Here is a 14,515-nt window from a genome sequence, read left to right as displayed (position 1 = left end):
GCAATCAGTTTTTAGCCTGCAGCGCGGTGACTCTGGAAACAGTTGGGTCAAATGAATCAGCAACCTCGCGCGCCCAATTTTCCCACGCAACCGCTTCGGGGACCAAGTGAGTACCAGGCTGCGCCATGATGTGTGCGACATAGGCATGGATTCGCTGGGCTTTGTGCCACTTGATCGCCTCGGAGGCCAATTGGCTGCGTCTTTGCGCTTCGGCCGCTCTGGCTGCCTCTTCGCTCGCAAGTTGTTTCGCAATAACGTCTTGAGCAGCTTGCTCAATGGCTTTCTGCTTTGCAGTTTCTGCGGCTACCCGGCGTGCAATCCGTGCCTCCACCACAGTGCGGTACAGACGAATGAACAGTTCATTCAACGTGTCTTCCAAGCGGCGATCATCCTTGTCAGTAAGTTCAAATGCGCCACCTGGATACCTGCTGACGACCAGTGCTAGCTTGTCAGTAGGCCTGTCGTTAATCTGCCGCTCCCGAATTGCCATGAAGAATTGGGCGTCTTCAAGCGAGATCCGGAAACTGCTGTCGCCCTCATCGAAGATCACTTTGCATGCCCGTGCGCCGGCCGCATAAAACAAGGTGTTGGCAATGGTCAATGCTCTGTTCTGGGTCAGTGCGGTGACGCGAAATGGAACGGCCTTGTGACGATCGAAGAGCATGCCGCCTGCGTTGTTCCTGTACTTCAAAAATGAATAATTGGGTCCCGGGTTAAATTGCTTTGACCGCTTAGTTTGCTCAGCTTGGAGCATTCTCTCGTTGTGGACAAAATTGGATGCGGCCTCCTTTATCTCTTGGCGTATATAGGCCAGCTTTGAATGCCACCTGGTAGGTCGTGAAACGATGATGAGGTTTTCAGGATCCTGTTCAAAGGCAATGCGCTCTTCCAGCCATCGCTGATCGTCCGGCTCAGTAAATTCTTTCGCGGGTCGGTCACTCAATCGACTGATGAAATATGCTCTGTCGGATTCAGCGGGCAACGGTGTCCGCATCACCATCTGGCCAGCGGCATGTTTGGCCCAGTATCCGATGCCAGGCAGCGGGATGTTCATTGCCTTGCAGACCTTCCGGAGGCCATTGTCGGAAATGCCATATTTAGCCGCCAACCTGGTCAGTGGTACGGACCAGATTTCTTCATAGAGCGCTGGGCGCTCGAACTTGATGTCCATGGAGATCTCCTGAAAGTGCGCAATTCAAATTTTGATTGCATTGCTTTCAAGACCAACATGGAGCCCTCACGGGATACTGAGCCGGTCGATATGGCAGCGGAATAATCCGCTTGCCGTCTTCGGTGGGGGTCCGGCTTTCAGGATCTGGCTGCAGCAGCGCTGTCAGCCCCTTCTCGATGATCTCCAGCGGGATCGTGGTGCGCCTGGCGATCGCGCCGGCTGTCATATCCACGACGCCGTCCTGATCGGCCAACACCAGCAGCTGCTGGAACGTGACCAGTGCCTCCCAAGGCCCATGCGTGCACAACGTGCCGTCGTAGATTTGGGCGAATATCTTGGAGTTGCGGCGAAACACTTTCGCTCAGTGCCTCTCGGTGGAATGGGGCGATTTGACGATTGGCTTCCAGCAAACGCGTCCAACGCTGCACTTTTTGATCAGGCTATTCAAAGGTGGGTAACCGCTATGCGCCTGCATTTACCCATAGAACATTGCCCCGCCTGTGGAAAGCTGAAGCACCCAGGGCCATGCTTTGAGTATTTTGGCGAATAGGCCTGCTGCCTAGAAGCAGACATTCACCAACGGCCGGTTCTGGCCCAAGCCAGCCAAGCCCGTGTTGTTTGTCGGCAGTTGTCGGGGGGCTGTGTATTTTGATATCCGGCTAATGAAATTGGTTGAAAGCTTCGTTCTCGGGAAAAATAGTCGCTCTTGGTGAATAGGTAGTTGGATTCTCTGTACAGGGTGGCTGAAATACGCAGCCCTCTCCCAAAAGGGTTCAAACCAAACGCAATTAAATGTCGCCAATCACTGAGGACTATGAGGAGAAATGTCCGTTGGAAAGACTTCCGGACGGACAGGCCTAGCTCGCAGTATCTTGAAAAATTGCCTGAACTGGATCTCCTTACGCCTTTCTTTCAAAGCCCCATAGAGTTTCCTCTGATGCAGGACTTTCAGCCAAGGCGGATCATTGGTCTATGAATATCCTTCTCGTCGAAGATGATCTAAATCTGCTGGATGCACTGAGCCGTCAGCTCGCGGCCAGGGGTTTTCAGGTCATATGCTGCATCGACTCAGGAGAGGCACTACTCCTGGCACGACGCAAAACCTTCGACGTAGTTCTGCTCGATTTGAATCTCCCGGGGATGGATGGGCTCACCTGGTTGGAGCACCTCCGTGATACCGGCTCCAAAACACCCGTACTGGTAATGACGGCACGCGCTGCGGTCGAAGACCGTGTACTGGGTCTCAATTCCGGTGCTGACGACTATTTGGTAAAGCCGTTCGATGTAGAAGAACTATACGCTCGGTTAAAGGCCCTGGTTAGGAGATCGCAAGGCGTAGAAGAGTACAAATGCGGAACCATCCGTATCGTGGATGAAAGTGGCTACGTATACAAGGGTGCTCTCCCAATGGACGTGCCACCAAGAGAACTCAAGCTCTTGCGTGCCTTGATGGTTCGGCTGGGGCGTGCTGTATCCCGTGAGAACCTGCATCAGGTCGTTTTTGGGACTGACTTGCAGAAGGGCTCAGACGCTCTGGAAGTGCTAGTTCATCGTCTGCGTAGACGCCTTCATGGGACGGGCGCCATGCTTGTAACCGTTCGAGGTGTGGGCTACTACCTCATTGATGAATATCAAAGCGAAGCCGAGGCCTGAACATGCACTCCCATGAACCCGAGCCTGGTGTTACGACGCTGCAGTCCCGGCCATTCGGGATGATGGGGTCGCTTCGCGCCTTCCTAGTAGTCTGGACCACCGTTGTCTCCGCCGCGATCAAAGTCGTTTTTTGGTTGATTGGGCTCAATGCCTGGACCGGCTTTGACGGAGCGTTCGTAGCGCACGCACTCGAAGTAACTCTGATTGCCATCAGTGCATGGATCCTGGTGAGCATTGGATTCTCTTCAATGATTCGCCTTGGCGATCTCTTGTCAAAGCGTCGTCCCAGCGATTTGGCACCCATCGATGGACGTCACTTTAGCGAAGTCTCTCGTTTGATCGTCGCGATCAACGCATTGATTGCAGCGCAGCAGGATTCCATCCATCGCCAAAGACGCTTCTTGGCAGACGCCTCGCATCAATTGCGAACTCCCTTTGCTGTCTTAAAGACACAAATTCAAGGACTGATGTCGGGCCAACTTGAGAGCAAAGCGACGCTTCCCAAGATGTTGGGAACCGTTGATAAGAGCAGCGATCTCCTGCGGCAGCTGCTTGCCATTGAAAAGGTCGAGCAGTTGAAGCGAGCTGAGAACTGGGTGCCAGTCGATATCGAGAGCGTTGTACAAGAGGTCGTCATTGAAATGTCGCCCATCGTGGCGAGAAAACATCTCGATCTTTCTTTAGAGGCCGCTCAAGCGGTTCTCGCAACAGATCCATGGCTTCTTACCGAGTTGATAAAAAACTTGTTGTCGAATGCCATTCACCATAGCCAAAAGGGCAGTGCGCTGGGAATTCTGATCAGAGAGCTACCGAGTGCGTATGAGTTGATAGTTTGGGACAACGGGGGTGGAGTGAACGCCGAAGTGCAAGCGCGTCTGTTTGAGCCCTTTGTTTCTGCTTCCGGTGCCAAAGGCGTAGGTCTGGGGCTGTCAATTTGCAAGCAAATTGCCGTGTCGATGAATGCAGAGATTGGCCTCTACAACCGCATCGGAGAGAACGGAGTAGTGGGTGTCGATGCCGTTGTTCGCTGGCCCAAAAAGAGGACGTTACAGCCCTCCGCGGAAGAAGAAAACACCCTGAAGGAATACCTGTACGGAAAAAAAGAATTTGACGCCAATTTTTGGAAGAACATCGGTCGCACGGCGGCCAATGGTGCGGTGAATCCCAATGAGTGAAGTGCTTGAACTCAAGGGAATCTCGAAACAGTATTCGTCGGGGTTCATCGCATTGCATGACACCAACTTGGTTATTCCGGGTGAGAAATTGACATCGGTACTAGGTCCATCCGGTTGTGGGAAGACAACTTTGCTCCGGATCATTGCCGGACTTGAGCCACAGACCACCGGGCAGCTGCTCATAGATGGAAGAGATTGCGATGGAGACCATTTTGAGCATCGCCCTGTAGGTATGGTTTTCCAAAGCTATGCCTTGTTTCCCCACATGGACGTACTTGGGAATGTCGCTTACGGTCTGAGGATGACGGGTGACTCTGCAGCGTTGGAATTGGCTAGGAGTGTATTGAAGGATATCGGACTGTCCGGAAAAGAGAATGCGGACATCTCCACGCTTTCAGGTGGGCAACAGCAGCGGGTTGCGCTGGCACGGGCCCTGGTCTTGAAGCCTCGAATCCTCCTCTTGGACGAACCTCTTTCTAATCTAGATGCTGCTTGGCGTAGACATATCCGTGACGACATTAGAAAACTGCAAGTGGAAAGAAAACTGACGGTCCTCTACGTCACCCACGACCAAAACGAAGCCATGGCAGTAAGCGACCATCTGATCGTGATGAATGAGGGGCGGGTTGTCCAATCCGGATCTCCAGAACAGGTCTATGAAAGCCCAAATTCTGAGTTCGTTGCGCGATTCATGGGCGACGTTTCCATCTTTGATGTGGAAGTAGACCGCGATGGTGTGGTTGATCTCTGCGGCCTGAAGGTGCTCACGGACGTCAAGCGATCGGCTGTCACGCGCGCAAGACTATTTGTCCGACCGAATGCCTGGCGAATGGGTTACGCCACATCGACTGGATTGGCGGGGCGAGTCGTTCGCAGAACTTACTTGGGGAGAACCACAGAGTACCTGGTTGAGACAGGAATCGGTCTCATCTATGTGTTTGACCGTGGTGACGCAGTTCAGCGCGAAGTCGACTCCCCGGTCAGTCTCTATCTCATTACACGCGGCGTATCCATTGTTCTCTCAAATGGAGAGGAAGCTCATTTTTAAATTCCGTTTATTTGCACAGCGCGATGTGCAAGTCCATTGCCCCATTCACACCAAAGGAAAAGTATGAAAAAAATCAAATTGTTAGTCGTATCCATGGCCGTATGTGCCGCATTCGGAGCCAGAGCGGAGGAAGGCGAGCTCAACGTCATTTGTTCGGCGCAAGCGGATTGGTGCAACTTACTGCAGACCACCTTCACGCGCACTCGCGGAATCAAGGTCAACATGACGTTGAAGGGATCTGGAGAAGCGTTAGCCCAACTAGTCGCAGAACGTGCGAACCCGAAAACTGACTTGTGGTTCGGCGGTACGGGCGATCCGCATCTGCTTGCAGGTGAACAGGGCGTGACCAAGGAATACAAGTCGCCGACATTGCCACAACTGCACGCGTGGGCGCAACGCCAAGCGGAACAATCTGGCTTCCGGACGGTAGGTATCTATTCCGGGCCACTTGGCTTTGCATACAACACCGAGATTCTTGCGAAGAAGAAGCTTCCTGTACCCAAGGTATGGGCAGATTTGCTGAAGCCGGAATACAAGGGTGAAATCCAGGTGTCCGACCCTCGTGCAAGTGGAACCGCCTACACGATGATCGCAACGCTTGTTCAGCTGATGGGTGAAGACAAGGCCTTTGACTATATGGCTGCCTTGCACAAGAACATCAGTTCTTATCCACGCTCTGGTGTGGGGCCTATCAAGGCAGTGTCACGAGGTGAAGCCGCAGTTTCGATCAGCTTTGTACATGATGCCCCAGGAGAGAAGCTGCAAGGCTTTCCAGTTGAGGCCCTGACGCCCAGCGATGGGACGGGAGCTGAAATTGGCTCTATGTCTATTGTCAAAGGCGCTCGCAATCTGGAGAACGCCAAGGCGTTCTACGAGTGGGCACTACTCCCGAATGTCCAGCAATTTGGTGCCGCGGCAAAGCAATTCCAACTCCCTTCCAACAAGTCGACTCCGTCCGATCCACGTATCCCAGACTTCAAGAAAGTCAAGATGATTGATTACGACTATGCCAAGTACGGGAAAGCGGATGTTCGAAAACAGCTGATTCTGAACTGGGAACGCAAGGTCTTCAATCAATCCAAATAAATAAGAACGTCAAGAATAGAACCGAGTATTTTTATGCCAGTAACGTTCACAGAGCGAACGCAAAGAGCGATCTACACATGGGTGCTCATAGGTGTTGCAGCCTACGTTGCACTGCCATGGTATTTTTTGCAGAGAGAAAGCCTTTTTTCCGCAACGGCAACGCTTTTTTCAGGGAAAGAGTCCGCTAACGGACTGATGCAGGCCGCGACGCAGGGGCGTATTTGGCTCTGGTCTGGGGTCGTCGGTTTGCTGATTGCAGGTTTTGGAGCCATGCTTCCTGCCAGTAGAAAGCAGGGCAGGGTGTTGGTCGTTGGTGCTTTGGTCGGCTTAGTGGGCCTATGCGTGAGCGGCTTCGCCATCGGTGCGACAGGCTGGTCTTACAACTGGATGACGCGACTCTTTGGCGAACTTACCACGCGCCAATATGGCGTTGGCTGGGGAGGCTTTGTCACCATCACCTGCTTAGTCATGCTCCTGGGCTCAGGCATTGCACGGATGGGCTACTTCAAGGGCGACGTCTTTGTGTCCGCGACGGTGACTGGGTGCTCCGCATTGCTCGGTCTGTTTGTCATCTACCCGGTCGGAAAATCGCTTCTTGCGTCCGTGTTCAACGAGACAGATGTATTTCAAATGAGCGCCCTATGGGACCGCATTGGAACTGCACGGGTGTGGGGATTGGGTTGTCTGGGGGGCGGCGTCAACTGTGGCGTGGCATGGAACACGCTGTTTCTCGCTGGGATGACAGCCTTGGGAACCACCATGTTAGGAACCATGATTGCACTTTGGGCCGAGCGCGGAGCGAGCAAAAGGATTGCCAAACCTTTGAATGCGTTGGCGATGCTGCCAATCATTACGCCTCCGTTCGTGGTTGGTCTGGGATTAATTCTTCTGTTCGGCCGCGCTGGCATTGCAAACCAGTTCTTCGAATGGACCTTCGACATTCCACCCAGTCGTTGGTTTTATGGCGCCTTTGGAATTTGGCTGGCACAGCTCTTTGCGTTTACTCCGATCGCCTTCATGATCATGCGGGGAGTTGTACAAGGCGTTAGTCCCTCGCTTGAAGAGGCTGCGCAAACTCTTCGGGCAAGCCAACTCAAAACCTTTGCAACGATCACGCTACCACTGCTTGCACCAGGACTTGCAAACGCATTTCTGGTGGGCTTTATTGAGAGTATTGCGGACTTCGGTAACCCCATCATTCTGGGGGGAGGATTCTCCGTGCTATCGACGGAGATCTACTTCGCAATCGTAGGCGCTTCACTTGATCAAGGTATGGCTGCGGCACTGGCGCTTGTGCTCACTGCATTTGCTTTGTTAGTCTTTTACGTACAACGCAAGTTTCTAGGAAATTCCAACTTCACCACCGTTTCAGGAAAAGGTGATGCGGGGATACCCATGGCGCTACCAAAAATTGTCAAAAGAGCGTGTGTAGCAGTGTCGGGGCCCTGGCTTACGTTCACCTTGATGGTCTATCTATTTGCGTTCGCCGGTGGATTCGTAAAAATTTGGGGGCGTGACTACACGTTTACGCTCAATCACTTTCGAACAGCATTTGATGTTCAGTTCGGTGAACATGGGGTCGTCTGGGCTGGAACGGCTTGGGGATCTCTGATCAATACCGTCGTTTTGGCCGCACTTGCAGCACCCATATGTTCGGCAATTGGACTACTGATTGCCTGGCTTCTGGCTAGAACAGATTTCAAGGGAAAAGCGGCCTTCGAGTTTGCTGCAATGCTTACGTTTGCCATACCCGGTACGGTCCTCGGTGTGAGCTATATCCTAGCCTTCAACGTGCCTCCAGTGGAATTGACCGGTACAGGTCTTGTCATTGTCTTGTGTTTTGTTTTCAGAAATCTGCCAGTGGGCGTACGCGCCGGGACAGCGTCATTCAAACAACTCGACAGGTCGCTCGATGAAGCTTCGGCAATGCTTCGCGCAAGTAGTCTGACTACTCTACGTAGAGTAGTTTTCCCTCTCATCAAGCCTGCGCTCGTGGCATCCCTCGTCTACAGTTTTGTGCGTTCGATGACAACGGTATCCGCTGTCATTTTTCTGGTGACCGCCGAGTATGACCTTTCAACCACTTACATCATTGGACGAGTTGGCAATGGTGACTACGGTGTGGCATTGGCGTACTGCACTGTGTTGATAGTCCTGATGTCACTTGTGACAACGCTGATTCAGGTGCTTGTTGGCGAACGAAAACTGGGTCGTCGCAGTCTCGAAAAAAACAAAGGTAATTGAAAGTACTCCCTATGAAAACCCCTGGCATCGAATTCAAGAATGTTGCAAAGCAATATGGTGGAAGCCAATCACCCATGGTGGTTCGAGGCATCTCTTTTACCGTTGAACGCGGAACACTGACCACCATCCTAGGCCCCTCTGGCTGCGGAAAAACAACCACTTTGCGCATGATCGCAGGATTGGAGTCTCCGTCTGGAGGTCAAATTCTGATCGACGGAAGAGACGTCACCAATCTCGGTCCGGCGGAGCGCAATGTGAGCATGGTGTTTCAAAGCTACGCGTTGTTTCCCCATATGACGGTGATTGAGAACGTCTGCTACGGACTCAGTGTGAGTAAGGTGAAGCTCGGGGAGGCCATCGAGCGGGCGCATGTTGCCATGAATGCAGTAGGGTTAAAGGGCTATGACGCACGCCTTCCCAGTGAGCTCTCCGGTGGCCAACAACAGCGGGTTGCAGTGGCCAGGGCACTAGTCTTGGAGCCGTCTGTGCTGCTATTTGACGAGCCACTTTCCAATCTCGACGCGCGGTTGAGGCGTTCAATGCGAGAAGAGATCAGGACCCTCCAGCAGCGCCTTGGATTGACGGTGGCATATGTGACCCATGATCAAAGTGAGGCCCTGGCCGTCAGTGATCAAATTATTGTCATGGATCAAGGCCTCATTGCGCAGGCGGGCACTCCCCATGAACTCTATGAACGTCCCACCAGTGAGTTTGTGGCCGGATTTATGGGAGAGGCCATGCTGTTTCCCGGGGAGGCATTGCCAGATGGCACGGTGCTGCTTGGGCCACTGCGATTCCGCCCAATTACGCCTACGAAGACCGGCCCTGTCAAAGTAGCCATCCGTCCCGAAGCTTGGCAAATCGGTGGACAGGCGGACGAAGGAATCCATGGCATCGTCTCCAAGAGAGCCTATCTGGGAAGCATCAATGAAATCACGGTGGATACGGGTCTCGGCTCGATTTTCATTGTGACGGACCAGATGGATTCTCAGTACGGCGTCGGAGACAACGTCACGCTGAGGTTGCCCGCTAGAGGTGTCTCTGTAGTACCGGCCTAGAACTCCCATTCACACTGAAGGATGAAAAATGTTCGCTGTACTTGCGAAGGGCGTAACTCGCCTTGGGTTTGGGATAGCACTCGTATTCCACGCGCTACTTTGCAATGCAGCACCCGGCGATCTGGCTGAGCCTCTTGTCTTTGGACTTATTTCGCCACGCAGTTCAGAGGAAACATTGCAGAACTGGAGGCCGCTCATTGATCGCCTGTCGAAGCACTTGTCTCGGAAGTCCGAGATAAAAATATATGCGGACCAAGGCGTCATCGTCCGCGACTTTGTCGACGAGAAGATCGACCTGGCATGGATGGGAAACTCTCCCGCGCTTGCAGTCGTTGAAGCCGGTGCGGGTTCGGTATTCGCGCAAATGGTGCCTGCAGACGGCAGCGTGGGCTACAAATCTGTTTTGGTGGTCAACAAGTCGTCGAGCCTGAAATCACTCGGCGATGTGTTGCTTAGATCCCAGACACTCTCTTTCAGCTATGGCGACAGCAAGAGTACTTCGGGAAATCTGGTGCCTAGCTACTATGCGTTTCAGAAAAATGGCGTGGAGAACGTGGCCCAGGTATTCAAAGTGGTCGAGATCGCATCACACCAAGAAAACCTCTACAAAGTTGCCGCCGGAAAAATCGACGTTGGCGTTGCCAACACCGAAGAACTCAGGTTCTTCACCAATGACCACAAGCCGCTTTCTGAGCAGCTGAAAGTCATTTGGGAATCACCGGTTATTCCTCAGTCTCCTCTGATTGTCCGCGACAAGCTCAGTCCCAATTTAAAAAACAGAATTGCGGAATTCATCACGGAGTTCGGCAAGACCGCTGAAGAAAGAGAAATTCTCCGTGCGGTCAATGGGCTTTCCAGATTCAGGCCTTCTAGCAATCGCCAGCTGGTTCCCATTGCCGACTTGGAGATGTTCAAGTTGCGACGGGCCATCAACAGTGACCAGACGTTTTCAGAGGCTCAACGAACTGAAAAGATCATCCAGGCCATCGAGCGTGGATCCAAGTTGGAGTTGAAGTTGAAGTTGAGCCGCGATGCGGCCGGCAAATGACCACGGGAGAAGTGTCATGAAATTCAGTCAATCTTTGGCGGCAAAACTGGGAGCTACATTTGGTGGCGTACTGTTGCTGATGTTGGTCTCTGTCCTGGTTAGCGGTATTGGATTGTGGAAATTCGCCGAAACCATAGACACGATTACCCAGAAGACGTCATTTCGAGCCAGTGCAGCGCGGGATCTTAGAAAGAGCTACTCCATGCTAGGTCAGTACGCCAGAAATGCAGCAATACTGAGTGATCTCAAACAAATCGACGCGGAAGTGGCCGCGTATCAGATCGAACGGAAGCGGTTTGGTCAAACACTTCAGGACATTTCAGACAACGCTACGCGTCTTGGTTCCGAACAAGAGGAAATCGCCACCCACAGGGCGATCATGGGACTCGCCCAAGTCGTCCTGGGCAGTCTGGACAAAGCGATCCAGTTGGGCGCCTCCGGTGATAGTACGGGAGCAGTCACGACACTCACGATGGAAATGCGGGGGGATGAACAGAAACTGATAAGCCAGTTTGAGGAGTTTGTTGCCCTGCAAGATCGCTTAACGGGGATCGCGGTAAAAAGATCAGAAGAGTTGAAGTTCCTTATCTACGCTGTGCTAGTGGGTACGTTTTTTGGCTCGCTATGGATCGCATTGCTGGCCTCCTGGAAGATGACGCGCTCGATTGTTGGTCGAATCAATATTGCGGTGCAGTGGGCTAAGGACATCGCAGCTGGGGACTTGAGAAGCAAAGCCTACCTACATTCAATGGACGAAGTCGGCCACATGCTAATGGCCCTTGAAAGCATGCGTGAGCAATTGACCTCATTGGTTGCAGATATTGGAGTTACTGCAGACTACATTCAGAATGCTGCTGCCGAGGTATCTGTGGGAAATATAGACCTGAACGCGAGAACGGAGGCATCTGCAGCAAGTATTGAAAAAGCCAATGCTTGGCTCACCGGTCTAGTCGAAGTAGTGAATGAGACTTCGCAAGTCTCCACGGAAGCACAGGATCTCTCGATGTCCGCGACGGACATAGCAAGGACGGGTGAAACCCTGGTGGTTTCAGCGATTCAGAAGATGCAAGACATCAGCAAGAACGCTAAACAAATTTCCGCCATCACATCGGTGATTGATGGAATTGCGTTCCAAACGAATATCTTGGCGCTGAACGCCGCTGTTGAGGCGGCGAGGGCGGGGGAGCATGGGCGTGGATTTGCCGTCGTTGCGGGTGAAGTCAGATTGCTAGCAAGTAGGGCGGGAGATGCTGCTAAGCAAATTCGGCAACTCATAGAAACTTCTGCCGCTTGTACAAGAGATGGATCGGAAGTTGTCGATCGAGCTGGAAAGTCGATGCATGAAGTGTTCAACGCCGTGGAGAAACTAGGAACTCTTGTAAAGAGAATTCAAGAATCTGGCATGCGACAGTCGCGTGAACTCACGGAAGTGTCTTCCTCCATTTCGAGTATTGAGGATGCCACGCAACAGAACGCTGCACTGGTTGAAGAGTCAGCCGCCGCGGCAAGCGCCTTGAAAGACCAGTCGTTACAACTAACCATGAAGACAAAGTACTTCACGTTGGAGGAGCCTATGTCATCCATACGAATTTCCGGGTAGCAACTTCGCATTTAAACCATAGATCTTTCGTGTTGAAAGGCTACGGATTCGTGGAGATTGATAAAGAACACAAGTAATGGGTGTCATGGTATGCCGTCGGAGTTGCACGTGCTCGAAAGCACGGTCCTATCGGCGGGTTTCGAGAGCGCTGGTTTTGCGCGCAGAAGGGCACTGGAAGTCGCCATCGCTGCGGCACGTCATGGCGCTTCCGTCACCTGGGTTTCCACATCGGCGACTCAATCGCAGAGCGCGCAGGATCAGAGTGGGCTACTGAACTCCGGAGTTCAAATTTCGATTGATGGAGAAAGAATTAGTAGGCGATAAAACCATTCCTCCGGACATTTAATACCAATGGTTTCCCGAGCATTGGAAATCGATTCAAACGCACTCCGCGTTCTATTCCGATCTGAATCTACTTTATTGGGCCGTGCAGTACACGTCGTGTTCTACCTCCCGCAAACGGAAGCCATTGAGCAGTGTGAATCTGTTGTACAGGAGGCAGTCCAGTGCGGGCTGCAGGTTAGTGTGGATATCCCTATATCTTCTTCAAAAGTACTCACTGACCTGCCGCATATTAAGAGAACTTTGAGTGGTATCAGCTGGGCGCTAATTCGAGTTGATGAGGCACCGCGTCTTGGCCTGACGAGCAGGCGTCCTAACAACGCTTGCAGTATTTCCATCTCGCTATTTCCCCAAGATCGTGACAGTTGGGATGGATTTCGAGGCGGACGGATTCTGGCTTAGACGCGGCCAAAAGTTTGTTGAATGTTCCAATCCCAATAGGGCCATGAACAAGCAAAAAAATGTAGCGAAGAAATTCTGGTGGAACTGCTTGGCGGATTGGATGCTCTACCCCGCCAGCATCCTTCCAAGGCTGAGAAAAAAGCTGAATCAATCTACGGCCGCAGGTAGGTTGAATACGTTGGACTCGTTGCTTCCGCCCACACATCTTGGATGTGCATCGGTCTCTGGAGCGGGTTCATCAGTTCTCTGGGGATCTCTTGAACTTTCGATAGACGCTTTGTTGCTAGTGCCTCAACTTAGAGGCTGAACCTTGTTGATATTTCGAGTTGCATTCCTTTTGCTTTTACCTAGATATTTATTTATCTTTCTCTCAAAGTTCTTACATCAATTCCAAGGGATATGCCTCTGCAGAATCATCTTCCTCCTAGAGAGACTAGTGACTGTCGAATGGCGACATATCAATAAGTTGAGAAGGCCACGAGTCGTTGGCATTTCAAGACTTGCACTTAGGAGATAGAGATGAAGAGAGATTTGCAACTAAGCCTGCTTGCTGGCCTGGCACTTTCATGCACAGGTGCTGCAATGGCGCAGACAGAGCCGGCAAAAACTGATCTGCAGATTTTTGGAACAGCACATCTGCAGTTCGAAACTGTGGAAGCTACTCAGGCCACTGCCCCCGGTGACAATAAGCAAGCACGTCAGCGTGTAAGCAACGTCAGCTCTGATCTGGGCTTCAAGAAATTGTTCGATCTTGGAGACGGATTGAACGCGCAAGTTCAATATGCTTCAGGACTGAATCCAGACGCAGGTACGGGAATCTTTGGAAGCAACAAAGACATCTTTGTGGGCTTGGGAAAGACTGGCGTGGGGACTCTGAAGTTGGGGCGCCTGACCGGCGCTGCTCGCTGGAGCTCCGGCACGGCCGACTTCTCTGCGGCTGGCGCCGGATCGCAGGACAATCAAGCCATGTTGACAATGGCGGCAGGTCTTTCTGGTTCCAACCCACAATTCAACAGTCGCATTGACAACGCTGTGGGCTTCGAGAGCGAGAGCTTCAACGGTTTCTCTGTTCGTGCGTACTATGGTGCGAACGAAGGGAAGAGCAATGACGGCGTAGCTGGTGCTTATTTGAATGACTCTACTCTGAGCGTTGGAGGTCAATATCTGGACAAAGGGTGGGATGTTCGTCTGTCCGTGGAGCAACGCTATGACAAAGGAACTCTGAACGCGACGACAAACCGGAATACGACCGACTTCGACTACCGCTTAGGAATCAGATACGCCTTGACACCCAGCACAACAATCGCGTATGGCATGGACTCCATGACGTTGACGGACAGCGGTGCCACAGGTACCGCTCGGAAATCCCTCTCTCGAACAGGCTGGATATCCAGCATTCGCTATGTCAACGGAAAAAATACATATTTCGGAAGCTATGGTTCAGCCAACGACATTACCTGCGAGTTGGGGAACAACACCGCATGCGATGGGGCAGATACTGCAGGCAATCAAGTTGTATTTGGCTATCAGTACCAAATCAATAAGCAGGTGATGTTTGAAGGATTCCTTTCTCAAGTCCGCAACAAGTCACGTGCGAAGTACGATTTTGACGGAGCAGCAATTTCGCCAGGTGCGGGCGCTACTTTGACAGCAATTGGTGCTGGGATTCGCGCAACCTTCTAACTTTA

General features: G+C 52.2%; 11 protein-coding genes. 9 read left to right on the top strand and 2 right to left on the bottom strand.

The window, feature by feature from the left end:
* Positions 1 to 4: 4 nt before the first annotated feature.
* Positions 5 to 1,171: a hypothetical protein gene (locus AC07OE_RS08415; protein ID WP_495070120.1), complete on the bottom strand. Its 1,167-nt coding sequence runs from the start codon at positions 1,169 to 1,171 to the stop codon at positions 5 to 7.
* A 46-nt stretch (positions 1,172 to 1,217) separates the two neighbouring features.
* A complete protein-coding gene (locus tag AC07OE_RS08410; RefSeq protein WP_495070119.1) occupies positions 1,218 to 1,526 on the bottom strand; it encodes a hypothetical protein in 309 nt (102 codons plus the stop codon).
* A 617-nt stretch (positions 1,527 to 2,143) separates the two neighbouring features.
* Here AC07OE_RS08410 and AC07OE_RS08405 point away from each other — a divergent pair.
* The 9 genes from AC07OE_RS08405 to AC07OE_RS08365 all read left to right on the top strand — a co-directional run bounded on the left by AC07OE_RS08405 (position 2,144) and on the right by AC07OE_RS08365 (position 14,510).
* A complete protein-coding gene (locus AC07OE_RS08405; RefSeq protein ID WP_495070118.1) occupies positions 2,144 to 2,824 on the top strand; it encodes a response regulator transcription factor in 681 nt (226 codons plus the stop codon).
* Between the two features lie 2 nt (positions 2,825 to 2,826).
* Complete coding sequence (locus AC07OE_RS08400; RefSeq protein ID WP_495070117.1) at positions 2,827 to 3,999, top strand: sensor histidine kinase; 1,173 nt, start codon at positions 2,827 to 2,829, stop codon at positions 3,997 to 3,999.
* Positions 3,992 to 5,047, top strand: coding sequence for an ABC transporter ATP-binding protein (locus AC07OE_RS08395; protein WP_495070116.1), 1,056 nt, complete (start codon positions 3,992 to 3,994; stop codon positions 5,045 to 5,047). The genes AC07OE_RS08400 and AC07OE_RS08395 overlap by 8 nt, the downstream gene beginning before the upstream one ends.
* Positions 5,048 to 5,110: 63 nt before the next feature.
* A complete protein-coding gene (locus AC07OE_RS08390; RefSeq protein WP_495070115.1) occupies positions 5,111 to 6,133 on the top strand; it encodes an ABC transporter substrate-binding protein in 1,023 nt (340 codons plus the stop codon).
* 33 nt (positions 6,134 to 6,166) lie between these two features.
* Positions 6,167 to 8,377, top strand: coding sequence for an ABC transporter permease (locus tag AC07OE_RS08385; protein WP_495070114.1), 2,211 nt, complete (start codon positions 6,167 to 6,169; stop codon positions 8,375 to 8,377).
* 11 nt (positions 8,378 to 8,388) lie between these two features.
* The gene (locus AC07OE_RS08380; protein WP_495070113.1) at positions 8,389 to 9,435 is read left to right on the top strand and encodes an ABC transporter ATP-binding protein; all 1,047 of its coding nucleotides are present in this window, start codon (positions 8,389 to 8,391) and stop codon (positions 9,433 to 9,435) included.
* Between the two features lie 28 nt (positions 9,436 to 9,463).
* A complete protein-coding gene (gene phnD / locus AC07OE_RS08375) occupies positions 9,464 to 10,483 on the top strand; it encodes a phosphate/phosphite/phosphonate ABC transporter substrate-binding protein (protein WP_495070112.1) in 1,020 nt (339 codons plus the stop codon).
* Positions 10,484 to 10,499: 16 nt separating this feature from the next.
* Positions 10,500 to 12,083, top strand: coding sequence for a methyl-accepting chemotaxis protein (locus AC07OE_RS08370; protein WP_495070111.1), 1,584 nt, complete (start codon positions 10,500 to 10,502; stop codon positions 12,081 to 12,083).
* Positions 12,084 to 13,346: 1,263 nt separating this feature from the next.
* Positions 13,347 to 14,510: a porin gene (locus tag AC07OE_RS08365; RefSeq protein ID WP_495070110.1), complete on the top strand. Its 1,164-nt coding sequence runs from the start codon at positions 13,347 to 13,349 to the stop codon at positions 14,508 to 14,510.
* The last annotated feature ends 5 nt before the right edge of the window (positions 14,511 to 14,515 follow it).

Source organism: Rhodoferax sp. GW821-FHT09E07 (assembly GCF_059416145.1).
This window is presented reverse-complemented; position numbering and strand designations above follow the sequence as displayed.

Coding starts and splice junctions, on each gene's coding strand:
- AC07OE_RS08405 (WP_495070118.1), top strand. CDS start 2,144: ATGAATATCCTTCTCGTCGAAGATGATCTAAATCTGCTGGATGCACTG.
- AC07OE_RS08370 (WP_495070111.1), top strand. CDS start 10,500: ATGAAATTCAGTCAATCTTTGGCGGCAAAACTGGGAGCTACATTTGGT.
- AC07OE_RS08390 (WP_495070115.1), top strand. CDS start 5,111: ATGAAAAAAATCAAATTGTTAGTCGTATCCATGGCCGTATGTGCCGCA.
- phnD (WP_495070112.1), top strand. CDS start 9,464: ATGTTCGCTGTACTTGCGAAGGGCGTAACTCGCCTTGGGTTTGGGATA.
- AC07OE_RS08365 (WP_495070110.1), top strand. CDS start 13,347: ATGAAGAGAGATTTGCAACTAAGCCTGCTTGCTGGCCTGGCACTTTCA.
- AC07OE_RS08395 (WP_495070116.1), top strand. CDS start 3,992: ATGAGTGAAGTGCTTGAACTCAAGGGAATCTCGAAACAGTATTCGTCG.
- AC07OE_RS08380 (WP_495070113.1), top strand. CDS start 8,389: ATGAAAACCCCTGGCATCGAATTCAAGAATGTTGCAAAGCAATATGGT.
- AC07OE_RS08385 (WP_495070114.1), top strand. CDS start 6,167: ATGCCAGTAACGTTCACAGAGCGAACGCAAAGAGCGATCTACACATGG.
- AC07OE_RS08400 (WP_495070117.1), top strand. CDS start 2,827: ATGCACTCCCATGAACCCGAGCCTGGTGTTACGACGCTGCAGTCCCGG.
- AC07OE_RS08415 (WP_495070120.1), bottom strand. CDS start 1,171: ATGGACATCAAGTTCGAGCGCCCAGCGCTCTATGAAGAAATCTGGTCC.